At 66.5% G+C, this 25,688-nt stretch carries 20 protein-coding genes and 1 pseudogene; 19 read left to right on the top strand and 2 right to left on the bottom strand.

Annotated features, from left to right (window positions below; genetic code table 11):
* Nucleotides 1-6 precede the first annotated feature (6 nt).
* Both ilvA and DIE02_RS36425 read right to left on the bottom strand, forming a co-directional pair.
* A complete protein-coding gene (gene ilvA, locus DIE02_RS09590) occupies nucleotides 7-1,530 on the bottom strand; it encodes a threonine ammonia-lyase, biosynthetic (protein WP_044848605.1) in 1,524 nt (507 codons plus the stop codon).
* Nucleotides 1,531-1,670: 140 nt separating this feature from the next.
* Nucleotides 1,671-2,120 (bottom strand): annotated as a pseudogene (locus tag DIE02_RS36425) (hypothetical protein).
* Between DIE02_RS36425 and DIE02_RS09580 the strand changes: the two are divergent.
* The 19 genes from DIE02_RS09580 (at nucleotide 2,106) to cyoA (ending at nucleotide 25,687) form a co-directional block, all read left to right on the top strand.
* The gene (locus tag DIE02_RS09580) at nucleotides 2,106-6,131 is read left to right on the top strand and encodes a DUF3683 domain-containing protein (protein ID WP_124488600.1); all 4,026 of its coding nucleotides are present in this window, start codon (nucleotides 2,106-2,108) and stop codon (nucleotides 6,129-6,131) included. The pseudogene DIE02_RS36425 and the gene DIE02_RS09580 sit on opposite strands and share 15 nt — an antisense overlap.
* 85 nt (nucleotides 6,132-6,216) lie before the next feature.
* Nucleotides 6,217-6,660, top strand: a complete 444-nt coding sequence (locus tag DIE02_RS09575; protein WP_044846840.1) for an HIT family protein — start codon at nucleotides 6,217-6,219, stop codon at nucleotides 6,658-6,660.
* The gene (locus DIE02_RS09570; RefSeq protein ID WP_124488601.1) at nucleotides 6,657-7,070 is read left to right on the top strand and encodes a gamma-butyrobetaine hydroxylase-like domain-containing protein; all 414 of its coding nucleotides are present in this window, start codon (nucleotides 6,657-6,659) and stop codon (nucleotides 7,068-7,070) included. The genes DIE02_RS09575 and DIE02_RS09570 overlap by 4 nt, the downstream gene beginning before the upstream one ends.
* 52 nt (nucleotides 7,071-7,122) lie before the next feature.
* Entirely contained in the window at nucleotides 7,123-7,854 is a 732-nt protein-coding gene (ubiE, locus tag DIE02_RS09565) for a bifunctional demethylmenaquinone methyltransferase/2-methoxy-6-polyprenyl-1,4-benzoquinol methylase UbiE (RefSeq protein ID WP_044846838.1), read from the top strand.
* Nucleotides 7,855-7,895: 41 nt separating this feature from the next.
* Nucleotides 7,896-8,930, top strand: a complete 1,035-nt coding sequence (locus tag DIE02_RS09560) for a Tim44 domain-containing protein (RefSeq protein ID WP_124488602.1) — start codon at nucleotides 7,896-7,898, stop codon at nucleotides 8,928-8,930.
* Nucleotides 8,931-9,093: 163 nt separating this feature from the next.
* Complete coding sequence (locus tag DIE02_RS09555) at nucleotides 9,094-9,720, top strand: SCP2 domain-containing protein (protein ID WP_124488603.1); 627 nt, start codon at nucleotides 9,094-9,096, stop codon at nucleotides 9,718-9,720.
* A 12-nt stretch (nucleotides 9,721-9,732) separates the two neighbouring features.
* Nucleotides 9,733-11,310 (top strand): ubiquinone biosynthesis regulatory protein kinase UbiB, encoded by a 1,578-nt coding sequence (ubiB, locus tag DIE02_RS09550; RefSeq protein ID WP_044846835.1) that lies wholly within the window; start codon nucleotides 9,733-9,735, stop codon nucleotides 11,308-11,310.
* A gap of 17 nt (nucleotides 11,311-11,327) precedes the next feature.
* Entirely contained in the window at nucleotides 11,328-11,954 is a 627-nt protein-coding gene (locus DIE02_RS09545) for an SAM-dependent methyltransferase (RefSeq protein ID WP_124488604.1), read from the top strand.
* Nucleotides 11,955-12,049: 95 nt separating this feature from the next.
* A complete protein-coding gene (locus DIE02_RS09540; RefSeq protein WP_124488605.1) occupies nucleotides 12,050-12,394 on the top strand; it encodes an FmdB family zinc ribbon protein in 345 nt (114 codons plus the stop codon).
* A gap of 61 nt (nucleotides 12,395-12,455) precedes the next feature.
* Nucleotides 12,456-13,106: a DUF502 domain-containing protein gene (locus DIE02_RS09535; protein WP_027785397.1), complete on the top strand. Its 651-nt coding sequence runs from the start codon at nucleotides 12,456-12,458 to the stop codon at nucleotides 13,104-13,106.
* Between the two features lie 67 nt (nucleotides 13,107-13,173).
* A complete protein-coding gene (gene aspS, locus DIE02_RS09530; protein ID WP_044846832.1) occupies nucleotides 13,174-14,976 on the top strand; it encodes an aspartate--tRNA ligase in 1,803 nt (600 codons plus the stop codon).
* Nucleotides 14,977-15,131: 155 nt separating this feature from the next.
* On the top strand, nucleotides 15,132-15,626 hold the full coding sequence (nudB, locus tag DIE02_RS09525; protein WP_044846843.1) for a dihydroneopterin triphosphate diphosphatase: 495 nt from the start codon (nucleotides 15,132-15,134) through the stop codon (nucleotides 15,624-15,626).
* The gene (gene clsB, locus DIE02_RS09520; RefSeq protein ID WP_124488606.1) at nucleotides 15,623-16,897 is read left to right on the top strand and encodes a cardiolipin synthase ClsB; all 1,275 of its coding nucleotides are present in this window, start codon (nucleotides 15,623-15,625) and stop codon (nucleotides 16,895-16,897) included. Before nudB ends, clsB begins: the two co-directional genes overlap by 4 nt.
* A 199-nt stretch (nucleotides 16,898-17,096) precedes the next feature.
* Nucleotides 17,097-17,696, top strand: a complete 600-nt coding sequence (locus DIE02_RS09515) for a TetR/AcrR family transcriptional regulator (protein WP_006751498.1) — start codon at nucleotides 17,097-17,099, stop codon at nucleotides 17,694-17,696.
* A 57-nt stretch (nucleotides 17,697-17,753) separates the two neighbouring features.
* Nucleotides 17,754-19,541 (top strand): acyl-CoA dehydrogenase C-terminal domain-containing protein, encoded by a 1,788-nt coding sequence (locus DIE02_RS09510; RefSeq protein WP_044846830.1) that lies wholly within the window; start codon nucleotides 17,754-17,756, stop codon nucleotides 19,539-19,541.
* 113 nt (nucleotides 19,542-19,654) lie between these two features.
* Complete coding sequence (locus DIE02_RS09505; protein ID WP_124488607.1) at nucleotides 19,655-22,090, top strand: 3-hydroxyacyl-CoA dehydrogenase/enoyl-CoA hydratase family protein; 2,436 nt, start codon at nucleotides 19,655-19,657, stop codon at nucleotides 22,088-22,090.
* 25 nt (nucleotides 22,091-22,115) lie between these two features.
* Entirely contained in the window at nucleotides 22,116-23,315 is a 1,200-nt protein-coding gene (locus DIE02_RS09500; protein WP_124488608.1) for an acetyl-CoA C-acyltransferase, read from the top strand.
* Nucleotides 23,316-23,405: 90 nt separating this feature from the next.
* Nucleotides 23,406-24,173 (top strand): enoyl-CoA hydratase, encoded by a 768-nt coding sequence (locus DIE02_RS09495; protein WP_044846827.1) that lies wholly within the window; start codon nucleotides 23,406-23,408, stop codon nucleotides 24,171-24,173.
* Between the two features lie 623 nt (nucleotides 24,174-24,796).
* Nucleotides 24,797-25,687: a ubiquinol oxidase subunit II gene (gene cyoA / locus DIE02_RS09490; RefSeq protein ID WP_124488609.1), complete on the top strand. Its 891-nt coding sequence runs from the start codon at nucleotides 24,797-24,799 to the stop codon at nucleotides 25,685-25,687.
* Nucleotide 25,688: the final 1 nt, after the last annotated feature.

Raw genomic sequence — 25,688 nt, 5'->3', positions numbered from 1 at the left:
AAGCCTTTACGACAGGAAGAGGCGGTACGCGGGATTGGCGCTCTCTTCGACATACGGATAGCCGAGCGCCGCGAGGAAGCGTTCGAACTCGGCGCGATCGGCCTGCGGCACCTGCAGGCCGACGAGGATCGAGCTGTAGTCCGCGCCCTGGTTGCGGTAGTGGAACAGGCTGATGTTCCAGTCCGGCGCCATCGACGACAGGAACTTCATCAGCGCGCCCGGCCGTTCCGGGAATTCGAAGCGGAACAGGCGCTCTTCGAGCGCGAGCGGCGAGCGGCCGCCCACCATGTAGCGGATATGTTCCTTCGACAGCTCGTCGTGCGTGAGGTCGACGGTCTTGAAGCCGTGCGACTCGAAGTTCGCGGCGATCTCCTCCGACTCGCCGCGCCGCTTGATCTGCACGCCGACGAAGATGTGCGCGGACTGCGCATCGGCGATCCGGTAATTGAACTCGGTCACGTTGCGATCGCCGACGAGCGAGCAGAAGCGCTTGAAGCTGCCGCGCTCCTCGGGGATCGTGACGGCGAACACGGCTTCGCGCGCTTCACCCACTTCCGCGCGTTCGGCGACGAAGCGCATCCGGTCGAAGTTCATGTTCGCGCCGGACGTGACCGCGACGAGCGTCTGGTTCTCGATGCCTTCGCGTTCCGCATACTGTTTCGCGCCCGCGACCGCGAGCGCGCCGGACGGCTCGAGCACGCTGCGCGTATCCTGGAATACGTCCTTGATCGCCGCGCACAGCGCGTCGGTGTCGACCGTCAACACGCCGTCGAGGAATTCGCGGCAGAGCCGGAAGGTTTCCTCGCCGACGAGCTTTACCGCCGTGCCGTCCGCGAACAGGCCGACCTCGCTCAGTTCGACGCGCTCGCCCTTCTGCAGCGACTGCGCCATCGCGCACGAATCCTCGGCCTGCACGCCGAACACCTTGATCTCCGGCCGCACCGCCTTGACGTAGGCCGCCACGCCGGACGCGAGCCCGCCGCCGCCGATCGGCACGAAGATCGCGTGAATCGGACCCTGGTGCTGACGCAGGATTTCCATCGCGATCGTGCCCTGGCCGGCGATCACGTACGGATCGTCGAACGGGTGGACGAACGTGAGGTCGCGCTCCGCCTGAACCTTGACCGCGTGCGCGTATGCATCGCTGTACGACTCGCCCGCCTGGATCACCTCGACGCTCGGGCCGCCGTGCGCGCGTACCGCATCGACTTTCACCTGCGGCGTCGTGACCGGCACGACGATCACGGCCTTCACGCCCATCCGGGCCGCCGAGAACGCGACGCCCTGCGCATGATTGCCGGCCGATGCCGTGATCACGCCGCGCGCGAGCGCGTCGGCCGGAATGTGCGCCATCTTGTTGTACGCGCCGCGCAGCTTGAACGAGAACACCGGCTGGTTGTCCTCGCGCTTCAGGTAAACAGGGTTGTGCAGCCGGGCCGACAGGTTGCGGGCGGGTTCGAGTTCCGTCTCGAGCGCGACGTCGTAGACGCGCGCGGTGAGGATTTTCTTCAGGTAATCGTGGGATGCCATGGGCGCTCGCGTGCAGTGCGGAAGCAGACGGTAAAGGATCAATGATAGCGCCAAGGGTCGGTCCGCACGCAAGCGGCATGCCGGGCGCACGGTCGCGGAACCGCGCCGGCCGGCGTGTTGGCCGCATGAGGCGTCCCTTTTTACCGGTTTAACCGCATGGTTACCGACCGGACGGACGGCGAATTCCGGCGCGAAAACGTGCCGAGCCAAGCCCGGCGCGGCTTGCGGCGATAGCCCCACGACCTGTCCGGCGTGTCACGCGTGGCCCGATCATGGGTTAGAATTCCGTTTTGAATCAAGGATCGGAAGATGCAGAGGCACCCTCGGATCGCCCCGTTGAAGCCGACGCCGCGCGCAGCCAGCCCCGCGGCGGAGCGGCATGCGCGCCGCGCGCGATCGTGCTGATGGCTCCGAGTGCCGCCAGGCCCCACCCGTCGGGAACGGTGAGTTCAGTCCCGTTCCGGCCCCATGCGAGTTAGTCGCACGCCTGGCAACAGAACAGATTTCCCCAAGATTGCGCCCACGCGCTTGCCGACGCCCCTGCACGGTGTATCGGCCCTCCGAGTCGTCCGAACATGAACGCACCACAAGTTTTCGATCCGCATGGCGCGGCCGCCGCCGTCGCCGCCGACCCCGCGCCCCGTCTGCGCGAGATTCCCTACAACTACACGTCCTTCTCCGACCGCGAGATCGTGATCCGCCTGCTCGGCGCGGAGGCGTGGTCGGTGCTCGACGAACTGCGCGCCGAACGCCGCACGGGCCGCTCGGCACGGATGCTGTATGAGGTGCTCGGCGATATCTGGGTCGTGCGCCGCAACCCGTACCTGCAGGACGACCTGCTCGACAACCCGAAGCGCCGTGCGCTGCTGATCGAGGCGCTGAACCACCGCCTGACCGAGATCGGCAAGCGCCGCCGCGCCGACCTGACCGCGCACCACGACGACGCGGGCCGCGAACGCGCCGAGCGCGTCGAGATGCTCGAGGCCGCCGCGCAGCGCGCGGTCGACGAGTTCGCCGACGAATTCGACAAGATGGCCGACCTGCGCCGCCGCGCGACCAAGGCGCTCGGCCGCTGCACGCAGAAGGACAACATCCGTTTCGACGGGCTGTCGCGCGTGTCGCACGTGACCGACGCGACCGACTGGCGCGTCGAATACCCGTTCGTCGTGCTGACCCCCGATACCGAAGCCGAGATCGCGGGCCTGATCAAGGCCTGCTTCGAGCTTGGCCTGACCGTGATCCCGCGTGGCGGCGGCACCGGCTACACGGGCGGCGCGGTGCCGCTCACGCCGTTCTCCGCGGTAATCAACACCGAGAAGCTCGAACAGCTCGGCGCGGTCGAGCTGACCGAACTGCCGGGCGTCGCGCACAAGGTGCCGACGATCTTCTCCGGCGCGGGCGTCGTCACGCGCCGCGTGACGGAAGCGGCGGAGGCGGCCGGCTACGTGTTCGCGGTCGACCCGACCTCGCTCGACGCATCGTGCATCGGCGGCAACGTCGCGATGAACGCCGGCGGCAAGAAGGCCGTGCTGTGGGGCACCGCGCTCGACAACCTGGCCTGGTGGCGGATGGTCGACCCGGACGGCAACTGGCTCGAAGTCACGCGCCACGAGCACAACCAGGGCAAGATCCACGACATCGCGGTCGCGCGTTTCGAACTGAAGTGGTTCGACGGCGCGTACGCGCCGGGCGAGAAGCTGCTGAAGACGGAGATGCTCGAGATCGAAGGCCGCCGGTTCCGCAAGGAAGGCCTCGGCAAGGACGTGACCGACAAGTTCCTCGCCGGCCTGCCGGGCGTGCAGAAGGAAGGCTGCGACGGGCTGATCACGTCCGCGCGCTGGGTGCTGCACAAGATGCCCGCGCACACGCGCACCGTCTGTCTCGAATTCTTCGGCCAGGCGCGCGAGGCGATCCCGAGCATCGTCGAGATCAAGGACTACCTGTTCGAAACGTCGAAGCAGGGCGGCGCGATCCTCGCGGGCCTCGAGCACCTCGACGAGCGCTACCTGCGCGCGGTCGGCTATGCGACGAAGAGCAAGCGCAACGCATTCCCCAAGATGGTGCTGATCGGCGACATCGTCGGCGATGACGCCGACGCGGTCGCGCACGCGACGTCCGAAGTGATCCGGATGGCGAACGGCAAGAGCGGCGAAGGCTTCGTCGCGATCAGCGCGGAGGCGCGCAAGCGCTTCTGGCTCGACCGCAGCCGCACGGCCGCGATCGCGAAGCACACCAACGCGTTCAAGATCAACGAAGACGTCGTGATCCCGCTGAACCGGATGGGTGAGTACACCGACGGCATCGAGCGGATCAACATCGAGCTGTCGCTGAAGAACAAGCTGCAGCTGGTCGACGCGCTGGAGGCGTTCTTCCGCGCCGGCAACCTGCCGCTCGGCAAGACCGACGACGCGAACGAGATCCCGAGCGCCGAACTGCTCGAGGATCGCGTGCAGCAGGCGCTGGAGCTGCTCAAGCGCGTGCGCGCACGCTGGGAATTCGTGCGCGACCGGCTCGACCAGCCGCTTCGCGAGGCGCAGCACTACCTCGTGCAGCTCGGCTACGAGGCGCTTGCCGAGAAGTTCGCCGATCGCGCGGACGAGCAGCCGGGCGCGACCGTGTTCCACGTCACGCAGGACCGCACGGTCCGCATCTCGTGGAAGCAGGAGATTCGCGCGGAACTGCGCGCGATCTTCAACGGCGGCGCGTTCAAGCAGATCCTCGACGAAGCACAGGCGATCCACAAGCAGGTGCTGCGCGGCCGCGTGTTCGTCGCGCTGCACATGCATGCGGGCGACGGCAACGTCCACACCAACATCCCGGTCAACTCCGACAACTACGAGATGCTGCAGGATGCGCACGCGGCGGTCGCGCGCATCATGACGCTTGCGCGCTCGCTCGACGGCGTGATCTCCGGCGAACACGGGATCGGCATCACGAAGCTCGAGTTCCTGACCGACGACGAGATCGCCGAATTCCGCGCGTACAAGCAGCGCGTCGACCCGAACGGCCGGTTCAACAAGGGCAAGCTGCTCGACGGTGCCGACCTGCGCAACGCGTACACGCCGAGCTTCGGGCTGATGGGCTACGAGTCGCTGATCATGCAGCAGTCCGACATCGGCGCGATCGCCGATTCGGTGAAGGACTGCCTGCGCTGCGGCAAGTGCAAGCCGGTGTGCGCGACCCACGTGCCGCGCGCGAACCTGCTGTACAGCCCGCGCAACAAGATCCTCGCGACCTCGCTGCTGGTCGAGGCGTTCCTGTACGAGGAGCAGACGCGCCGCGGCGTGTCGATCAAGCACTGGGACGAGTTCAACGACGTGGCCGACCACTGCACGGTGTGCCACAAGTGCGCGACGCCGTGCCCGGTGAAGATCGACTTCGGCGACGTCACGATGAACATGCGCAACCTGTTGCGCAAGATGGGCAAGAAGAAGTTCAACGCCGGCAATGCGGCGGGCATGTTCTTCCTGAACGCGACCAATCCGCAGACGATCAACGCCGCGCGCGGCGTGATGATGGGCGTCGGCTACAAGGTGCAGCGCTTCGCGAACGACATGCTGAAGAAGGTCGTGACGAAGCAGACCCAGCATCCGCCCGCGACGGTCGGCAAGCCGCCCGTGGTCGAGCAGGTGATCCACTTCGTCAACAAGAAGATGCCGGGCAACCTGCCGAAGAAGACGGCGCGCGCGCTGCTCGACATCGAGGACAACAAGATCGTGCCGATCATCCGCAACCCGAAGTCGACGACCGTCGATTCGGAAGCGGTGTTCTACTTCCCGGGCTGCGGCTCCGAGCGCCTGTTCTCGCAGGTCGGCCTCGCGACGCAGGCGATGCTGTGGGAAGCGGGCGTGCAGACCGTGCTGCCGCCGGGCTACCTGTGCTGCGGTTATCCGCAGCGCGGCTCGGGCCAGTACGACAAGGCCGAGAAGATTGTCACCGACAACCGCGTGCTGTTCCACCGGGTCGCGAACACGCTGAACTACCTCGACATCAAGACGGTGGTCGTGTCGTGCGGCACCTGCTACGACCAGCTCGCAGGCTACGAATTCGACAAGATCTTCCCGGGCTGCCGGATCATCGACATCCACGAGTTCCTGCTCGAGAAGGGGATGAAGCTCGACGGCGTGACGGGCACGCGCTACATGTATCACGACCCGTGCCACACGCCGATCAAGACGATGGACCCGGTGAAGCTCGTCAACGAGCTGATGGGCGCGGAGAAGGACGGCTACAAGATCGAGAAGAACGAGCGCTGCTGCGGTGAATCGGGCACGCTGGCGGTCACGCGTCCGGACATCTCCACCCAGGTCCGCTTCCGCAAGGAAGAGGAAATCCGCAAGGGCGCCGCGAAGCTGCGCAGCATCCCGGTCGTGGCCGGCAACGCGCCGGCGCCGGCCGCCGCGAGCGCGAACGGCCCGGACGTGAAGATCCTGACGAGCTGCCCGTCGTGCCTGCAGGGCCTGTCGCGCTACAACGAGGATGCGAACCTCGAGGCCGACTACATCGTGGTCGAGATCGCGCGCCAGGTGCTCGGCGAGAACTGGATGGCCGACTATGTCGCACACGCGAACAATGGCGGGATCGAGCGCGTGCTGGTCTAATGCGGGCATGACGACCGCCCGGGCGGGCCAGGAATGAGCGGGCGCCGGCGCAGATGCGCCGGCGCCCGTCCACATGGGAGCGACGATGGAATGCGTGTTTTGCCGTGAAGACGGCGGCGAGGTGCTCTGGCAGGACGATGCGCTGCGCGTCGTGCTCGCGACGGGCGAGCACGATTACCCTGGCTTCTGCCGGGTGATCTGGGGCACGCACGTGGCCGAGTTTTCCGATCTCGGCGAGCCCGAGCGGGCACATCTGATGCGCGTGGTGTATGCGGTGGAGCGCGCCGTGCGCCGCGTGATGCAGCCGAACAAGGTGAATCTCGCGAGCCTCGGCAACATGGTGCCGCACGTGCACTGGCATGTGATCCCGCGCTTCTCCAACGACGCCCATTTTCCGCAGCCCGTCTGGGCGCCGCGCCAGCGCAGCGTGTCCGAGGCGCTGCTGCGCACGCGCGCGGCGCAGGCCTCGCTGCTGCACAATGCGGTGCGCGAGGAAATTCAACGCATGACCGATTCGAGGCAGCCATGAGCGGTTTGACTTCCACGACGCCGATTCCGTCCGGCGTCGTCGTGCACGCGGTGTCGCGCGTGCTCGAATTGCAGTACCCGAACGGCGAAAATTACCGGATTCCGTTCGAGCTGATGCGCGTCTATTCGCCGTCGGCCGAGGTGCGCGGCCACGGGCCGGGCCAGGAGACGCTGCAGACCGGCAAGCGCGAGGTGACGATCACCGCGCTCGAGGGCGTGGGCAACTACGCGCTGCAGCCGACGTTCTCCGACGGTCATTCGACCGGCATCTACTCGTGGGATCTGCTGTACGAACTGGCGACGCAGCAGGACGCGCTGTGGCGCGACTATTTCGACAAACTGCAGGCGGCGGGCGTCGAGCGCGACGCGCCGATGCCGGCGGCCCCCGCGCCGCACGGCCACTGCCACTGAAATCGACGGCGCCCGCTCGGCGCCGTCTTGCCATTTACTGAGGATCAACGCGATGAGCAAAACCCACTTCGGCTTCGAAAGCGTCGAGGAAACCGAAAAAGCGAAGAAAGTGGCGGGCGTGTTCCATTCGGTCGCGAGCAACTACGATCTGATGAACGACCTGATGTCGGCCGGCATGCACCGCGCGTGGAAGGCGTTCACGATCGCGCAGGCGAACGTGCGCCCCGGCTTCAAGGTGCTCGATATCGCGGCCGGCACCGGCGACCTGACCAAGGCGTTCGCGAAGGCGGCCGGGCCGACCGGCGAGGTCTGGCACACCGACATCAACGAATCGATGCTGCGCGTGGGCCGCGACCGGCTGCTCGACAAGGGCATCGTGACGCCGTCGCTGCTGTGCGACGCCGAGAAAATCCCCTTTCCGGACAACTACTTCGATGTGGTCACGGTCGCTTTCGGGCTGCGCAACATGACGCACAAGGACGCCGCGCTGGCCGAGATGCGCCGCGTCGCGAAGCCGGGCGGCCGCGTGATGGTGCTGGAATTCTCGAAAGTCTGGGATCCGCTGAAAAAAGCGTATGACCTGTATTCTTTCAAAGTATTACCGTGGCTTGGCGACAAGTTCGCGAAAGATGCTGAAAGTTATCGGTATCTTGCTGAATCTATCCGGATGCACCCCGATCAGGACACGCTGAAGACGATGATGGAACAAGCGGGCCTCGACGCCGTCAAATATTACAATTTGTCAGGTGGCGTGGTAGCTTTACACCTAGGAACCAAGTACTAAGGGGTTATTCCCATACATTCGCCTTACATCTGGAGAAGCTGATGTCCGAATCGCGTTCGTTGTTCAACCGTAGCAAGCCGTCGAAGCCGTGGGCTCGACGGGTCGGCACGCTGCTGATGGTCGGCCTGCTCACGGCCGGCACGTTCGCATCGCTCGACGCCGAAGCCAGACGTATGGGCGGCGGGCGCAGCATCGGCCGCCAGAGTTCCACTGTCACGCAGCGCCAGGCCACGCCGCCCGCGCAGCAGCCGATGCAGCAGGCCGCGCCGGCGCAGGCGCAGCGCGCGAACCCGGCCGCACCGGCACCGGCCGCGCAGCCGAACCGCTCGCGCTGGCTCGGGCCGATCGCCGGTCTCGCGGCCGGCCTCGGCATCGCGGCGCTGCTGTCGCACTTCGGCCTCGGCGGCGCGTTCGCGAGCATGATGGCGAACGTCATTGTGATCGCTTTGCTGGCGATGATCGGCATCTGGCTGATCCGCAAGTTCATGAACCGTCGCCGTCCGCAGGAACCGGCGTACTCGGTGGGCGGCTCGGCCTCGTCGTCGGGCGGCTACTCGCAGAGCCCGTCGTTCCAGCAAGGCAGCACCGGCAGCAACTATGCGGGCAGCGGCAGCAGCTACGCGAACGAAGCGCAGGGCGTGTTCGGCGGCGGCGCAGCGGCCGCCGGCGCGGCGGGCGCGATGGCGGCCGCACCGCTGCAGGTGCCGGCCGGCTTCGATACCGAAGCGTTCCTGCGCAGCGCGAAGGTCTACTTCGTGCGCCTGCAGGCGGCGTGGGACCAGGGCAACCTGGCCGACATCCGCGAGTTCACGACGCCGGAAATGTTCGCCGAGATCAAGATCGACCTCGATTCGCGCGGCAACGAGGCGAACCAGACCGATGTCGTGCAGCTCGACGCGGAACTGGTCGCGATCGAGGATCGCGGCATCGAGCAGTCGGCGAGCGTGCGCTTCCACGGGCTGATCCGCGAATCGGCGAATGCGTCGGCGGCGCCGTTCGACGAGGTGTGGAACCTGTCGAAGTCGGGCGGCCAGGGCTGGCTGCTCGCGGGTATCCAGCAGATCAACACGCACTGAGCGTGACCGGCGGCCGGCTTGCCGGCTGCCCGGGCGACGGCCGCCGCACTGCGACCGCTTGCCGCCCGGGTGTGCGGTTGGCCGCGGGCTGCCGACGATCCGACGTTACAATAGAAACCCGCGTGGGCGCCCGGCCTGCGCGGGTTTTTTCTTTCCCAGCCCGATGACCTTTGCCGCCAAGCCTTTTGCTGCTGCTGTCAATCACCTGCTCGCGCGCGAATCGTGGGCGCGCGATCGCCTGATCCCTTACGCGGGCAAGACTGCCCGGCTCGACGTGCCGCCCGTCACGCTCACGCTGCTCGTGCAGCCCGACGGCTACCTGTCCGCGGTGGAAGCGCATGATGCGCAACACGTCGACGTGTCGATCGCGCTCGCGGGCGACACGGTCGCCGCATTCCTGCAGGGCGGCCAGGCGGCCGTGATGAAGCACGTGAAGATCGAGGGCGACGCCGAGTTCGCGACCCAGATCGCGAAGCTGGCCGAGCACCTGCGCTGGGAACCTGAGGAAGATCTCGCGAAGCTGGTCGGCGACGCGGCGGCGTACCGGATCGCGACGGTCGTGCGCGACGCCGGCGCGCGCGCGCGCCGCACCGGCCGCAACGTGCTCGATTCCGTCGCCGAGTACTTGCTCGACGAGAATCCGCAAGTCGTCCGGCGCACGGTGCTCGGCAGCTTCGACGCCGAACTGGCGCGGGCGCGCGATGCGCTCGCGCGGGTCGAAAAGCGGGTCGAGCGACTCGAACAAAAAATCGGCGCGCGCACGGGCTCCGGCCCGCGCGGCGCGCACTGAGGGCCGCAGGGCATGCGCATTTTCCGTTTCATCAAGATTGTCTACACCGTCATCCGCTTTGGCCTCGACGAAGTGATGCTGTCCCGGATCGACGACCGGCGCGTGAAGCTGCTGCTGCGGATCACGACGATCGGCCGCCGCTTTTCCGATCCGCCCGCCGTACGGCTGCGTCACGCGCTCGAAAGCCTCGGCCCGATCTTCGTGAAGTTCGGCCAGGTGCTGTCGACGCGCCGCGACCTGCTGTCGGTCGATTTCGCGAACGAACTCGCGAAGCTGCAGGACCAGGTGCCGCCGTTCGATTCCGCGGTGGCGATCGCGATTATCGAGAAGTCGCTCGGCGCGCCGGTCGACGAGCTGTTCGACGAATTCGAGCGCGAGCCGGTCGCGAGCGCGTCGATCGCGCAGGTGCATTTCGCGAAGCTGAAGCAGGGCGTGCACGCGGGCAAGGCCGTCGCGGTCAAGGTGCTGCGCCCGAACATGCTGCCGGTGATCGATTCCGACCTCGCGCTGATGCGCGACATCGCGACGTGGACGGAGCGCATGTGGGCCGATGGCCGGCGCCTGAAGCCGCGCGAAGTCGTCGCCGAATTCGACAAGTACCTGCACGACGAGCTCGACCTGATGCGCGAGGCCGCGAACGGCAGCCAGCTGCGCCGCAACTTCGCGGGCCTCGACCTGCTGCTCGTGCCCGAGATGTTCTGGGATTTCTCGACGTCGCAGGTGCTCGTGATGGAGCGCATGACCGGCGTGCCGATCAGCCAGGTCGAGACGCTGCGCGCGGCCGGCGTCGACATCAAGAAGCTCGCGCGCGAAGGCGTCGAGATCTTCTTCACGCAGGTGTTCCGCGACGGTTTCTTTCACGCGGACATGCACCCGGGCAACATCCAGGTGAGCCTCGATCCGAACACGTTCGGCCGCTATATCGCGCTCGATTTCGGGATCGTCGGCGCGTTGTCGGATTTCGACAAGAACTACCTCGCGCAGAACTTCCTCGCGTTCTTCAAGCGCGATTACCACCGCGTCGCGACGCTGCATCTCGAATCGGGCTGGGTGCCGCCCGAGACGCGCGTCGAGGAACTCGAGAGCGCGATCCGCGCGGTGTGCGAGCCGTATTTCGACCGCGCGCTGAAGGACATCTCGCTCGGCCAGGTGCTGATGCGCCTGTTCTCGACGTCGCGCCGCTTCAACGTCGAGATCCAGCCGCAGCTCGTGCTGCTGCAGAAGACGATGCTGAACGTCGAAGGGCTCGGCCGTTCGCTCGATCCCGAACTCGACCTGTGGAAGACCGCGAAGCCGTATCTCGAGCGCTGGATGACCGAGCAGATCGGCCTGCGCGGCTGGTACGAGCGCTTCAAGGTCGAGGCGCCGCAGTGGAGCAAGACGCTGCCGCAACTGCCGCGGCTGATCCACCACGCGATGGCGGCGCGCCACGATGCGCCGCGCGCGGCGAGCGAGGACCTGATGCGCCAGATCCTCATCGAGCAGAAACGGACCAACCGGCTGATGCAGGCATTGCTGATCTTCGGTCTTGCCGTCGGCGTCGGGGCGCTCGTCGCGCGCGTGCTGCTCGCGCTCGCGTACGGCGCGTGACCGCAGGGGACGGAGCGATGTCCGAACCGAAACAACCGTCCGCGCCGAGCGCCGCCGATTTCGCGACGCGCGACCCCGGCAATGCCGCGTTCTGGGACGAGCGTTTCGCACGCGGCGTGACACCGTGGGAATTCGGCGGCGTGCCGGACGGGTTTCGCGCGTTTGCGCAGCGGCGCGCGCCGTGCGCGGTGCTGATCCCCGGCTGCGGCAGTGCGCAGGAGGCCGGCTGGCTCGCGCAGGCCGGTTGGCCCGTGCGCGCGATCGATTTCGCCGCGCAGGCGGTGGCGGCCGCGAAGGCGCAGCTCGGCGCGCACGCGGACGTCGTCGAGCAGGCCGATTTCTTCACGTACCGGCCGCCGTTCGACGTGCAGTGGGTGTACGAGCGCGCGTTCCTGTGCGCGCTGCCGCCGAGCCTGCGCGCCCGTTACGCGACGCGGATGGCCGAACTGCTGCCCGCCGGTGCGCTGCTGGCCGGGTATTTCTTCGTGACGAAGAAACCGAAGGGGCCGCCGTTCGGCATCGAGCGGGCCGAACTCGATGCGCTGCTCGCGCCGTACTTCGAGCTGATCGAAGATCTGCCGGTGACCGATTCGCTGGCCGTGTTCGACGGAAACGAGCGCTGGCTCACATGGCGCCGTCGCTGAAGCCCGCGCGTCGCGGCCGTTGCCGGAGTGCGCCGGGGTTTCGGATATAATTCAAGGTTTTGCAAGCCGTTTCCAGTTTCTGCGGGAAAAATATCATGCCGATCTACGCCTATCGATGCGAAGCGTGCGGTTTCGCGAAGGACGTGCTCCAGAAGATGAGCGACGCGCCGCTGTCGCAGTGCCCCGAATGCGGGAAGGATGCTTTTCGCAAGCAGGTTACCGCCGCCGGCTTCCAGCTGAAGGGCTCCGGCTGGTATGTCACCGATTTCCGCGGTGGCTCGGGCGGCACCAGCGCGCCGGCGACGGCGTCCGGCGACACGGGCACGGCAGCGCCGGCCGCCGCGGCGGCGGCGGCAGCCGCGCCCGCTGCGTCGGGTTCCGAAAGTACGACGACGAGCGCCGCGCCGGCCCCGGCCGCAGCGCCCGCCGCCGGCAGTTGACCGTCGCGGCCCGGCCGGGTCGCGACCAACCCGCGCTTCCGGCGCGGTTCATTGACGGCAGATGATGAAAAAGACGACCCTGAAAACGGTGTTTCTGACCGGCCTGCTGGTTCTCGTCCCGCTCGCGATCACGCTGTGGGTGCTCGGCCTCATCATCGGTACGATGGATCAGACGCTGCTGCTCCTGCCCGAATCGTGGCAGCCGGAGCGGATGCTCGGCTTCCATCTGCCGGGGATCGGCGCGGTGCTGACGCTCGCGTTCATCTTCGTCGTCGGGCTGGCGACGCAGAACTTCATCGGCCAGAAGCTCGTCACGTGGTGGAACGCGGTCGTGCGTCACATCCCGGTCGTCGGGCCGATCTACACGAGCGTCAAGCAGGTGTCGGACACGCTGCTGTCGAGCAGCGGCAATGCGTTCCGCAAGGCGCTCCTGATCGAATACCCGCGCCGCGGCTCGTATACGATCGCGTTTCTGACCGGCGCGCCCGGCGGCGACGTGGTCAACCATCTGACGGAAGAGTACGTGAGCGTGTACGTGCCCACGACGCCGAACCCGACGTCGGGCTTCTTCCTGATGCTGCCGAAGAGCGAAGTCATCGAACTCGACATGTCGGTCGATGCCGCGCTCAAGTACATCGTCTCGATGGGCGTCGTGGCGCCTTCGGCGCCGGCTCCGGCGCCCGCCCGCCGTCCCGTCGAGCCGCCGCTGTAAGTAAAGAATCATCGCCCGGGCCGCGCGTTGCGGCGCCCGTTGATCAAACCGAACGAAAGCAAACATCATGTCGATGCGTACTGAATACTGCGGTCTCGTGACCGAACACCTGCTGGGCCAAACCGTGTCGCTGTGCGGCTGGGTGCAGCGCCGCCGCGATCACGGCGGTGTGATCTTCATCGACCTGCGCGATCGTGAAGGCCTCGTGCAGGTGGTGTGCGACCCCGATCGCGCGGAAATGTTCGCGACCGCCGAAGGCGTGCGCAACGAGTTCTGCGTGCAGATCAAGGGTCTCGTGCGCAACCGTCCGGAAGGCACGGTCAACGCCGGCCTGAAGAGCGGCAAGATCGAAGTGCTGTGCCACGAGCTGATCGTGCTGAACGCGTCGGTCACGCCGCCGTTCCAGCTCGACGACGACAACCTGTCGGAAACGACGCGCCTCACGCACCGCGTGCTCGACCTGCGCCGTCCGCAGATGCAGCACAACCTGCGCCTGCGCTACCGTGTCGCGATCGAAGCGCGCAAGTACCTCGACGAGCAGGGCTTCATCGACATCGAAACGCCGATGCTGACGAAGAGCACGCCGGAAGGCGCGCGCGACTACCTCGTGCCGTCGCGCGTGAACGCGGGCCAGTTCTTCGCGCTGCCGCAGTCGCCGCAGCTGTTCAAGCAGCTGCTGATGGTCGCGAACTTCGACCGTTACTACCAGATCACCAAGTGCTTCCGCGACGAAGACCTCCGCGCCGATCGTCAGCCGGAATTCACGCAGATCGACTGCGAAACGTCGTTCCTCGGCGAGCAGGAAATCCGTGACCTGTTCGAAGACATGATCCGTCACATCTTCAAGACGACGATCGACGTCGAACTCGACGCGAAATTCCCGGTGATGCCGTACTCGGAAGCGATGGCGCGCTTCGGTTCGGACAAGCCGGACCTGCGCGTGCAGCTCGAATTCACCGAGCTGACCGACGCGATGAAGGACGTCGACTTCAAGGTGTTCAGCACGCCGGCCAACGCGAAGGACGGCCGTGTCGCGGCGCTGCGCGTGCCGAAGGGCGGCGAGCTGTCGCGCGGCGACATCGACGGCTACACGGAATTCGTGCGCATCTACGGCGCGAAGGGCCTCGCGTGGATCAAGGTCAACGAAAAGGCGAAGGGCCGCGACGGCCTGCAAAGCCCGATCGTCAAGAACCTGCACGACGCCTCGATCGCGGCGATCCTCGAGCGCACCGGCGCTGAAGACGGCGACATCATCTTCTTCGCGGCCGACCGCGCGAAGGTCGTCAACGACAGCCTCGGCGCGCTGCGCCTGAAGATCGGCCACTCGGAATTCGGCAAGGCGAACGGCCTCGTCCAGGCCGGCTGGAAGCCGCTGTGGGTCGTCGACTTCCCGATGTTCGAATACGACGACGAAGACGCGCGCTACGTCGCGGCACACCACCCGTTCACCAGCCCGAAGGACGAACACCTCGAGTACCTCGAGACCGACCCGGGCCGTTGCCTCGCGAAGGCCTACGACATGGTGCTGAACGGCTGGGAAATCGGCGGCGGCTCGGTGCGTATCCACCGCGAGGAAGTGCAGAGCAAGGTGTTTCGCGCGCTGAAGATCGGCGCGGAAGAAGCGCAACTGAAGTTCGGCTTCCTGCTCGACGCGCTGCAGTACGGCGCGCCGCCGCACGGCGGTATCGCGTTCGGTCTCGACCGCATCGTCACGATGATGGCCGGTGCCGACTCGATCCGCGACGTGATCGCGTTCCCGAAGACGCAGCGTGCGCAGGATCTGCTCACGCAGGCGCCGAGCCCGGTCGACGAGCGTCAGCTGCGCGAACTGCACATCCGTCTGCGTCAGCCGGAACAGCCGAAGGCGTAACGCTTGTCAACGATCGTGTGCGCGGCGACGCGCGCACGACGCCCAACGAAGAAGGCGCCTGGTGCGCCTTTTTCGCTTTTTGCGGTACAGTCGCAGCACTTGCCGCACGTTCGGGCACAGGCCGGACGCACGGCCCTGTGCCGCATGAAACCAAGATGACGAAGCCGCCGAAAATCCCCGAATCCGTTCTCGTCGTGATCTACACGCCCGAACTCGACGTGCTGGTGATCAAGCGTGCCGACCAGCCCGATTTCTGGCAATCGGTGACCGGGTCGAAGGACGCGCCCGACGAGCCGCTCGCGCTCACGGCCGCACGCGAAGTCGCCGAGGAAACCGGCATCGCGGTCGGGTCGCACGACGTGCCGGCCACCGCGCTGGTCGACTGGCACCACCGGATCGAATACGCGATCTATCCGCAATACCTGCATCGCTATGCTCCGGGCGTCACGCGCAACGTCGAGCACTGGTTCGGCCTGTGCGTGCCGCATCGCGTCGACGTGACGCTGTCGCCGCGCGAGCACGTCGACTACGCGTGGCTGCCGTTCCGCGAAGCGGCCGCGCGCTGCTTCTCGCCGTCGAATGCCGAGGCGATCCTGCAATTGCCCGTGCGCGTGTCGCTCGCGCGGGCACCGCACGGCTCGTCCGCATGAATGCGGAAACCCGCAAGCGCTTCGCGCAATTGCGGCAGATGTTCCTGCAGGAGCGCGGCTCCGCGTCGCGGCTCGCGTTCACGGCCGGCAACACGGTACGGCTCTGCGAGACCGGCAACGAATTCTTCCTCGCGCTGATCGAACGGATCGATGCGGCGCGCGAGCAGGTGATGCTCGAAACCTACATCTTCTGCGACGATGCGGCCGGCCGGCCGGTGTCGGATGCGCTGATCCGCGCGGCGCAGCGCGGCGTGCGCGTGCGCGTGATCACCGACGGCATCGGCACCGCGCGCCTGCCGCTGTTCGACATGTGGGCCGAGGCCGGCGTCGAGCATTGCATCTACAACCGCTACCTGTTCGGCCGCTTCGGCTTCTCGCGCACGCACCGCAAGCTCGCGGTGATCGATCATGCGGTCGCGTTCTGCGGCGGCATCAACATCGTCGACGACTTCACGCAGGGCAGCGCAACGCTGCCGTTTCCGCGCTGGGATTTCGCGGTCGAGATGGCGGGGCCGGCGGTGTCGGACGTGCGCGCCGCGTTCGAGCTGCAGTGGCACCGGATCCAGTTCGGCCACAAGCCGTACGCGCAGTACGCGGCGGGGCTGCACGGCGGCGAGGCGTTTCCGGACATGTTCCGGCGCTGGATGCGCAGCCACCGCTGGATCAAGGCCGGTGCGCTGCGGGTCGTGACCGAGCCGAGCGTCGCGTTCGTCGCGCGCGACAACGTCGTGAACCGCCGCGCGATCGAGAAGGCGTATCTCGCCGCGATTGGCCAGGCGCGCCAGCGGATCCTGCTCGCGAATCCGTACTTCATGCCGGGCCGCAAGCTGCGCCGCGCGCTGACCGGCGCGGCACGTCGCGGCGTCGACGTGCGGATCCTGATCGGCCGCAAGGAATTCGCGGCGCTCGATACGGCCGTGCCGTTCCTGTATCACGCGCTGCTGCGCGCGGGCGTGCGCGTGGCGGAATACGACAAGACGATGCTGCACGGCAAGGTGGCCGTGATCGACGACAACTGGGCGACCGTCGGCTCGTCGAACCTGGACGCGCTGAGCCTGATGCTGAACAATGAGGCGAACGTCGTGCTGGTGCGCTACGATGCGGTCACGAACCAGCTGCGCGACGCGATCGCGGCCGCCTTCTCCGAAGGCCGCGAAATCGATGCCGCCCGGTACGCCGCACGGCCGCGCATCGAGCGTATGCTGAACTGGCTCGCATACAACACGTACCGCCTCGTGATGAAGGCGCTGACGGTCGGCGGTTACGACTGACACGGATTCAGCATCCGCTTCATCAATCTGTCCGCACGTTCGTGCGGAAAAGCCGCTCCGGTCCTCCGGAATCGCGCAAAATAGCGGCTCGGTTAGACACCGGTTTCTAATAATTTCCTTGTTTTCGCGAGCGGCCGCACTCAATAATAGTACGGCCGTTCGATTTTATTCGAACCCCCGAACGGTTACAGAAATAGCTATGCGAAAAGGCGAACAGACGCGTGCCGCGATACTCGAAGCTGCTTTGGACCTCGCCAGCCGTGACGGGCTGGAGGGGCTGACGATCGGCCTGCTGGCCGAGCGCATGCAGATGAGCAAGAGCGGTGTGTTCGCGCACTTCGGATCGCGCGAGGACCTGCAGGTCGAGGTCGTCCGTGAGTATCACCATCGTTTCGAGAACGAGGTGTTCTTTCCGAGCCTGCGCGAGCCGCGAGGCTTGCCGCGCCTTCGGGCGATGCTGGCCCGCTGGACGGAGAAGCGCATCCAGGAGGTGACGACCGGATGCATCTACATCAGCGGTGCGGTCGAGTACGACGACCGGCCTGACAGCCCGGTACGCGAGCAGTTGATCGCGAGCGTGACGGCCTGGCGTGCCGCGATGCTGCGTGCCATTTCGCAGGCGAAGGAAGAAGGCCATCTGCGTGCGGATACCGATCCGGACCTGATGCTCTTCGAGCTGTACAGCTTCACGCTCGGCCTGCATCACGACGCACGATTCCTGCATTCGCCGGATGCCGTGCGCCTCACGTGGGCCGCGCTGGAAAAGACGATCGTTTCGTATCAGAGCGAGAGCCGTTAGCGGCGCGTGATCCGCCCGCCAGGAGCTCGAGCCGTTTGCCCACCTTTGGAGAGAGTCATGGGACAGTACGCCGCGCCGCTGCGCGACATGCAATTCGTGTTGCACGAGCTTCTGAATGTCGAGGCCGAGGTCAAGCAAATGCCGCGGCATGCGGACCTCGACGCCGACACGATCAACCAGGTCCTCGAGGAGGCGGGCAAGTTCTGCTCCGAGGTACTGTTCCCGCTGAACCAGGTCGGCGACCGCGAAGGCTGCACGTATGAAGGCGACGGCGTCGTGAAGACCCCGACCGGCTTCAAGGAAGCGTATCGGCAGTACGTCGAGGCCGGCTGGCCGGCGCTCGGCTGCGATCCGGACTACGGCGGCCAGGGCCTGCCCGCGTTCGTGAACAACGCGCTCTACGAAATGCTGAACTCGGCGAACCAGGCATGGACGATGTATCCGGGCCTGTCGCACGGCGCGTACGAATGCCTGCACGCGCACGGCGCGCCGGAACTCCAGAAACAGTATCTGCCGAAGCTCGTGTCGGGCGAATGGACGGGCACGATGTGCCTGACCGAGCCGCACTGCGGCACCGACCTCGGCATCCTGCGCACCAAGGCCGAACCGAACGGCGACGGCTCGTACTCGATCAGCGGCACGAAGATCTTCATCTCGAGCGGCGAGCACGACATGTCGAAGAACATCGTCCACCTCGTGCTCGCGCGCCTGCCGGACGCGCCGCAAGGCACGAAGGGGATCTCGCTGTTCATCGTGCCGAAGTTCATTCCGGACGCCGCGGGCGAGCCGGGCGAGCGCAACGGCATCAAGTGCGGCTCGATCGAACACAAGATGGGCATCCACGGCAACTCGACGTGCGTGATGAACCTCGACAACGCGAAGGGCTGGATGGTCGGCGAGCCGAACAAGGGCTTGAACGCGATGTTCGTGATGATGAACGCCGCGCGTCTGGGCGTCGGCATGCAGGGCCTGGGCCTCACGGAAGTCGCGTACCAGAACTCGCTGACGTACGCGAAGGAACGCCTGCAGATGCGCTCGCTGACGGGCCCGAAGGCACCGGACAAGCCGGCCGATCCGATCATCGTGCACCCGGACGTGCGCCGCATGCTGCTCACGCAGAAGGCCTACGCGGAAGGCGCGCGCGCGTTCACGTATTGGTCCGCGCTGCAGATCGACAAGGAGCTGTCGCACGGTGACGAAGCGGTGCGCAAGGAAGCGGCCGACCTCGTCGCGCTGCTCACGCCGATCATCAAGGCGTTCCTGACCGACAACGCGTTCGAGTCGACCAACCACGCGATGCAGATCTACGGCGGCCACGGCTTCATCTCCGAGTGGGGCATGGAGCAGTACGTGCGCGACGCGCGGATCAACATGATCTACGAAGGCACGAACTCGATCCAGTCGCTCGACCTGCTGGGCCGCAAGGTGCTCGGCGACATGGGCGCGAAGCTGAAGAAGTTCGGCAAGCTCGTCACCGAATTCGCGGAAGCCGAAGGCGTGAAGCCGGAGATGGCCGAGTTCATCAACCCGCTCGCCGACATCGGCGACAAGGTGCAGAAGCTGACGATGGAAATCGGCATGAAGGCGATGCAGAACCCGGACGAAGTCGGCGCCGCCGCCGTGCCGTACCTGCGCACCGTCGGCCACCTGGTGTTCTCGTACTTCTGGGCGCGCATGGCGCGTCTCGCGCTCGACAAGGAAGCGTCGGGCGACCCGTTCTACAAGTCGAAGCTCGCGACGGCCCGCTTCTATTTCGCGCGTCTGCTGCCCGAAACGGCCGCGACGATCCGCGCCGCGCGCGCCGGTTCGAAGACGCTGATGGAAGTCGACGAATCGCTGTTCTGACGCGAGTCCGGGCGGTGCGCGCCGCGCACCGCCCGAACGCAACGGTTCCTGGTACTCACTTCGCCGTGCAGCCCTCACAACCCCCGCTGCACGACACTATCCGGAGACATCCCGTGAGCAATTTCCTGATTCGCAAGGTCGCCGTGCTGGGCGCCGGCGTGATGGGCGCGCAGATCGCCGCGCACCTCGTCAACGCGCGCGTGCCGGTGCTGCTGTTCGACCTGCCGGCCAAGGAAGGCCCGAAAAACGCGATCGCGCTGAAGGCGATCGAGAACCTGAAGAAGCTGTCACCCGCGCCGTTCGGCGTGAAGGACGACGCGAAATACCTCGAAGCCGCGAACTACGAGGACGACATCGCGAAACTCGCCGAGTGCGACGTCGTGATCGAAGCGATCGCCGAGCGGATGGACTGGAAGCACGACCTGTACAAGAAGGTCGCGCCGCACATCGCACCGAACGCGATCTTCGCGACCAACACGTCGGGCCTGTCGATCACCAAGCTGTCCGAAGGATTCTCGGACGAGCTGAAGTCGCGCTTCTGCGGCGTGCACTTCTTCAACCCGCCGCGCTACATGCACCTCGTCGAGCTGATCCCGACCGCGCATACGCGTCCGGAGATCCTCGACCAGCTCGAAACTTTCCTGACGAGCATCGTCGGCAAGGGCGTCGTGCGCGCGAAGGACACGCCGAACTTCATCGCGAACCGCGTCGGCATCTTCTCGATCCTCGCGGTGATCACCGAGGCCGCGAAGTTCGGCCTGCGTTTCGACGAGGTCGACGACCTGACGGGCAGCCGCCTCGGCCGCGCGAAGTCGGCGACGTTCCGCACCGCGGACGTGGTCGGCCTCGACACGATGGCGCACGTGATCAAGACGATGCAGGACAACCTCGCCGACGATCCGTTTTTCCCGGTCTACCAGACGCCCGCCGTGCTCGCCGAACTGGTGAAGCAGGGCGCGCTCGGCCAGAAGACGGGCGGCGGCTTCTACAAGAAGGAAGGCAAGGCGATCAAGGTGCTCGACGCGAAGACGGGCACCTACGTGGATTCGGGCGCGAAGGCGGACGAAACCGTCGGCCGCATCCTGAAGCGCCCGCCGGCGGAACGCCTGAAGCTGCTGCGCGAGACGGACCATCCGCATGCGCAGTTCCTGTGGTCGATCTTCCGCGACGTGTTCCACTACATCGGCGTGCATCTCGAGTCGATCGCCGACAACGCGCGCGACGTCGACCTCGCGATCCGCTGGGGCTTCGGCTGGAACGAAGGCCCGTTCGAAGGCTGGCAGGCCGCCGGCTGGAAGCAGGTCGCCGAGTGGGTGCAGGAAGACATCGCGGCCGGCAAGGCGCTCGCGAACGTGCCGCTGCCGTCGTGGGTGCTCGAAGGCGCGGTTGCAGAGAAGGGCGGCGTGCACACGGCCGAAGGCTCGTGGGCGCCGGCGTCGAAGCGCTTCGTGCCGCGCTCGGACCTGGCCGTCTACGGCAAGCAGGTGTTCCGCGCGCCGCTCGTCGGCGAAGCCGGCGCCGATCCGAAGACGTACGGCAAGACGCTGTTCGAAACCGACGCGGTGCGCGCATGGGTCGATGATCGCGCAGGCGAGGACGACGTCGTGATCGTGTCGTTCAAGTCGAAGATGAACACGATCGGACCGAGCGTGATCGACGGCCTCGTGCAGGCGATCGAACTCGCGGAGAAGGATTACAAGGGCGTGGTGATCTGGCAGCCGACGTCGCTGAAGCTCGGCACGCCGGGCGGCCCGTTCTCGGCCGGCGCGAACCTCGAAGAGGCGATGCCCGCGTTCATGATGGGCGGCGCGAAGGGTATCGAGCCGTTCGTGAAGAAGTTCCAGGAAGGCATGCTGCGCGTGAAGTACGCGAACGTGCCGGTCGTCGCGGCCGTATCGGGCATCGCGCTCGGCGGCGGCTGCGAGCTGATGCTGCACAGCGCGAAGCGCGTCGTGCACGTCGAGAGCTACATCGGTCTCGTCGAAGTGGGCGTCGGCCTCGTGCCCGCGGGCGGCGGCCTGAAGGAAGCGGTGCTGCGCGCGGCGGAGGCGGCCACGGCCGCGAACGCGACCACCGACATCCTGAAGTTCGTCACGAAGTCGTTCGAGAACGCGGCGATGGCGAAGGTGTCGTCGTCGGCGCACGATGCGCGTGCGATGGGCTACCTGAAGCCGTCCGACACGATCGTCTTCAACGTGTTCGAACTGCTCGACGCCGCGAAGAAGGAAGCGCGTGCGCTGGCCGCCGTCGGCTACCGCGCGCCGCTGCGCGCGAAGGACGTGCCGGTCGCAGGCCGCTCGGCGATCGCGACGATCAAGGCATCGCTCGTCAACATGCGTGACGGCCGCTTCATCAGCGACCACGACTACCTGATCGCGAGCCGCATCGCCGAAGCCGTGTGCGGCGGCGACGTCGAAGCCGGCAGCCTCGTCGACGAAGAGTGGCTGCTCGCGCTCGAGCGCCGCGCGTTCGTCGAGCTGCTCGGCACGCAGAAGACGCAGGAACGGATCATGGGCATGTTGCAGACCGGCAAGCCGGTGCGTAACTGAGCGAGCAGACGACAAGGAGTCTGAAATGAGCAAACAACTGCAAGACGCATACATCGTCGCCGCCAGCCGCACCCCGATCGGCAAGGCCCCGCGCGGTGTCTTCAAGAACACGCGCCCCGACGAGCTGCTGGTTCACGCGATCAAGTCGGCAGTCGCGCAGGTGCCCGGCCTCGACACGAAAGTGATCGAGGACGCGATCATCGGCTGCGCGATCCCGGAAGCCGAGCAGGGCCTGAACGTCGCCCGCATGGGCGCGCTGCTCGCCGGCCTGCCGCAGACGGTCGGCGGCGTGACGGTCAACCGCTTCTGCGCGTCGGGCATCACGGCGCTGGCGATGGCGGCGGACCGCATCCGCGTCGGCGAATCGGACGCGATCTTCGCGGGCGGCTGCGAATCGATGAGCATGGTGCCGATGATGGGCAACAAGCCGTCGATGTCGCCGCATATCTTCGATCGCAGCGAGGATTTCGGCATTGCGTACGGGATGGGCCTGACCGCCGAGCGCGTCGCCGAGCAGTGGAAGGTGAGCCGCGAAGACCAGGACGCATTCTCGGTCGAATCGCACCGCAAGGCGCTCGCCGCGCAGCAGGCCGGCGAGTTCGGCGACGAAATCGCCGCGTACACGATCACCGAGCGTTTCCCGAACCTCGCGACCGGTGAAATCGACGTGAAGATGCGCGAGATCAAGCTGGACGAAGGTCCGCGCGCGGATACGACGCTCGAAGGCCTCGCGAAGCTGCGCACGGTGTTCGCGAACAAGGGCTCGGTCACGGCCGGCAACAGCTCGCAGACGTCGGACGGCGCGGGCGCGCTGCTCGTCGTGTCGGAGAAGGTGCTCAAGGAATTCAACCTGACGCCGCTCGCGCGCTTCGTGAGCTTCGCGGTGCGCGGCGTGCCGCCGGAAATCATGGGCATCGGGCCGAAGGAAGCGATTCCGGCCGCGCTGAAGGCTGCCGGCCTGAAGCAGGACGATCTCGACTGGATCGAGCTGAACGAGGCATTCGCCGCGCAGTCGCTGGCGGTGATCCGCGATCTCGGCCTCGACCCGTCGAAGGTCAACCCGGTTGGCGGCGCGATCGCGCTCGGCCATCCGCTCGGCGCGACCGGCGCGATCCGCGCGGCGACCGTCGTGCACGGCCTGCGCCGCCGCAACCTGAAGTACGGGATGGTCACGATGTGCGTCGGCACCGGCATGGGTGCGGCGGGCATCATCGAACGCCTGTAAGCGGAGCGGGACAGTAGCGATCACGGTGCGCGAGCCACGAGCTTGCGCACCGTTTTTCATTCCGGAAGAGGAAAGTCAAAGGAGACGGTTGTGGCCGAAATTCAAGTGGAACGCGCCGACGGCGTGCTGACGATCACGATCGCGCGCCCGGCGAAGAAGAACGCGCTGACGGCGGCGATGTACCAGACGATGGCCGATGCGCTCGCCGACGCGCAGGAAGACAAGGCGATCCGCGTGATCCTGCTGCGCGGCAGCGACGGCAACTTCAGCGCGGGGAACGATCTCGAGGATTTCCTGAAGACGCCGCCGAAGGACGAGAACGCTTCGGTATTCCAGTTCCTCGCGCGGATCAGCGGCGCGACCAAGCCGATCGTGGCCGCGGTGCCGGGCGTCGCGGTCGGCGTCGGCGTGACGATGCTGCTGCACTGCGATCTCGTCTACGCGGCCGACACCGCGACGTTCTCGCTGCCGTTCGCGCAGCTCGGGCTGTGCCCGGAAGCCGCATCGAGCGTGCTGCTGCCGCGGCTGGCCGGCCATCAGGTCGCCGCTGAAAAGCTGCTGCTCGGAGAAGCGTTCGACGCGCTGGAAGCGCATCGCATCGGCATCGTCAATCGCGTGCTGCCGGCCGCCGAACTCGACGCATTCGCGGCGAAGCAGGCCGCGAAGCTCGCGGCACTGCCGGCGTCGTCGCTGCGCGTGACGAAGGCGCTGCTGAAGGAGACGGGCGGGGTGGCCGTGGCCGCGCGGATGAGCGAGGAAGCCGGCCATTTCTCCGCGATGCTGCGTGCGCCGGAAGCGCGCGAGGCGATGACGGCGTTCTTCGAGAAGCGCAAGCCGGATTTCCGTCAGTTCGACTGATACGGGGCGCAGACGCTTCGCTGCGCCGGACGCCTTGGCCGTCTGGCGCGACAACGCTTGCGTCTGTGCGCCGCTCGTCGCTCGTCGCGTGGCGTGCGTTTGGTCCTCGTGGCCGACGCATCAATCGGCGGGTCGGCTCGATTCTGAATCGCCATGCATTCGCGTGGTGTTCCTCGTTCCCCGCATCCGCTGCAGTTCCGCCGCCGAGACAGCCTCGCAATTCGCGCCGGCGTCCCTCATGTTGCGGCGCAGCGCCGTCATGCTTTCCGTCCCGTTAGTGCCTGCTATCCGCGACGCTTGAGGGAAGGCCCGGTGACCGTTTTGCCGCAGGCCATCGCCAGCCCTCAGCCCCAGCCCCAGCCTCAGCCTCAGCCTCAGCCTCAGCCTCAGCCTCAGCCTCAGCCTCAGCCTCAGCCTCAGCCTCAGCCCAGCCCAGCCTAGCCTAGCCCCAGCGCCCACCCCTCCGGGCAGTTCCGACTCACCTCGGCAAACCTTGTCCCCCGTCAAGTTGCACTGCGGCAATTTTCCGTACAGTTCGCGCACAGGTCGCCGCGGCCGGATGCGTCGCGCGATGGCGGCGTGCGGCCAGCGGTTCTTCTCAACGACAATCAGGCGAACGAACAATGATCGGACGAATCACCGGCGGGGCGCGTGCGGCACCCGTCATCGGGCTGCTGGCTGGACTCGCCGGATGCAGCGACCTTCACGTGCTCGATCCGAAGGGCGCGGTGGGCGTCGCGGAAAAATCGCTGGTCGCGACAGCGACGTGGGCGATGCTGATCGTCGTCATTCCGGTGATCCTGCTCACGCTGTGGTTCGCATGGCGCTACCGCGCATCGAACCGCAACGCCGCCTACGCGCCGAACTGGTCGCATTCGACCGCGATCGAGGTCGTGATCTGGACGGTGCCGACGCTGATCATCCTGTTCCTCGGCGTGCTCACGTGGCGGACGACGCACGAGCTCGACCCGTACAAGCCGATCGAATCGTCGGTCAAGCCGATCAATGTCGAGGTCGTCGCGCTCGACTGGAAGTGGCTGTTCATCTATCCGGAACTCGGCATCGCGTCGGTGAACCAGCTCGCGATTCCGGTCGGCACGCCGGTGAATTTCCGCATCACGTCCGACTCGGTGATGAACTCGTTCTTCATCCCGCAGCTCGGCAGCCAGGTCTATGCGATGGCCGGCATGCAGACGCGCCTGCACCTGATCGCCGACGAGGCGGGCGACTACGCAGGCGTGTCCGCCAACTACAGCGGCCGCGGCTTCTCCGACATGAAGTTCCGCACGCTCGCCGAGCCGCGCGAGCAGTTCGATGCGTGGGTGCGGAAGGTGAAGGCGTCGTCCGACCGGCTCGACATGACCGCGTACGGCACGGTCGCGCAGCCGGGCGAGAAGGCGCCCGTGCGCTATTTCTCGTCGGTCGACCCGAAGCTGTTCCACAACATCATCGCGAAATACAACAACGGCCACGTCCTCGACCCGAAGGACGCCGCCTGCACGACGAAGGGGTAAC

This window comes from Burkholderia sp. Bp8991 (assembly GCF_003853795.1).
Taxonomy (GTDB): Bacteria; Pseudomonadota; Gammaproteobacteria; order Burkholderiales; family Burkholderiaceae; genus Burkholderia.
The sequence above is the reverse complement of the archived record's forward strand: the minus strand, read 5'-3'. Positions and strand labels throughout refer to the sequence as shown.

Bases quoted from the DNA above. Each gene is read 5' to 3' on its own strand.
- ilvA (WP_044848605.1), bottom strand. From the start codon at position 1,530: ATGGCATCCCACGATTACCTGAAGAAAATCCTCACCGCGCGCGTCTAC.
- DIE02_RS09580 (WP_124488600.1), top strand. From the start codon at position 2,106: ATGAACGCACCACAAGTTTTCGATCCGCATGGCGCGGCCGCCGCCGTC.
- DIE02_RS09575 (WP_044846840.1), top strand. From the start codon at position 6,217: ATGGAATGCGTGTTTTGCCGTGAAGACGGCGGCGAGGTGCTCTGGCAG.
- DIE02_RS09570 (WP_124488601.1), top strand. From the start codon at position 6,657: ATGAGCGGTTTGACTTCCACGACGCCGATTCCGTCCGGCGTCGTCGTG.
- ubiE (WP_044846838.1), top strand. From the start codon at position 7,123: ATGAGCAAAACCCACTTCGGCTTCGAAAGCGTCGAGGAAACCGAAAAA.
- DIE02_RS09560 (WP_124488602.1), top strand. From the start codon at position 7,896: ATGTCCGAATCGCGTTCGTTGTTCAACCGTAGCAAGCCGTCGAAGCCG.
- DIE02_RS09555 (WP_124488603.1), top strand. From the start codon at position 9,094: ATGACCTTTGCCGCCAAGCCTTTTGCTGCTGCTGTCAATCACCTGCTC.
- ubiB (WP_044846835.1), top strand. From the start codon at position 9,733: ATGCGCATTTTCCGTTTCATCAAGATTGTCTACACCGTCATCCGCTTT.
- DIE02_RS09545 (WP_124488604.1), top strand. From the start codon at position 11,328: ATGTCCGAACCGAAACAACCGTCCGCGCCGAGCGCCGCCGATTTCGCG.
- DIE02_RS09540 (WP_124488605.1), top strand. From the start codon at position 12,050: ATGCCGATCTACGCCTATCGATGCGAAGCGTGCGGTTTCGCGAAGGAC.
- DIE02_RS09535 (WP_027785397.1), top strand. From the start codon at position 12,456: ATGATGAAAAAGACGACCCTGAAAACGGTGTTTCTGACCGGCCTGCTG.
- aspS (WP_044846832.1), top strand. From the start codon at position 13,174: ATGTCGATGCGTACTGAATACTGCGGTCTCGTGACCGAACACCTGCTG.
- nudB (WP_044846843.1), top strand. From the start codon at position 15,132: ATGACGAAGCCGCCGAAAATCCCCGAATCCGTTCTCGTCGTGATCTAC.
- clsB (WP_124488606.1), top strand. From the start codon at position 15,623: ATGAATGCGGAAACCCGCAAGCGCTTCGCGCAATTGCGGCAGATGTTC.
- DIE02_RS09515 (WP_006751498.1), top strand. From the start codon at position 17,097: ATGCGAAAAGGCGAACAGACGCGTGCCGCGATACTCGAAGCTGCTTTG.
- DIE02_RS09510 (WP_044846830.1), top strand. From the start codon at position 17,754: ATGGGACAGTACGCCGCGCCGCTGCGCGACATGCAATTCGTGTTGCAC.
- DIE02_RS09500 (WP_124488608.1), top strand. From the start codon at position 22,116: ATGAGCAAACAACTGCAAGACGCATACATCGTCGCCGCCAGCCGCACC.
- cyoA (WP_124488609.1), top strand. From the start codon at position 24,797: ATGATCGGACGAATCACCGGCGGGGCGCGTGCGGCACCCGTCATCGGG.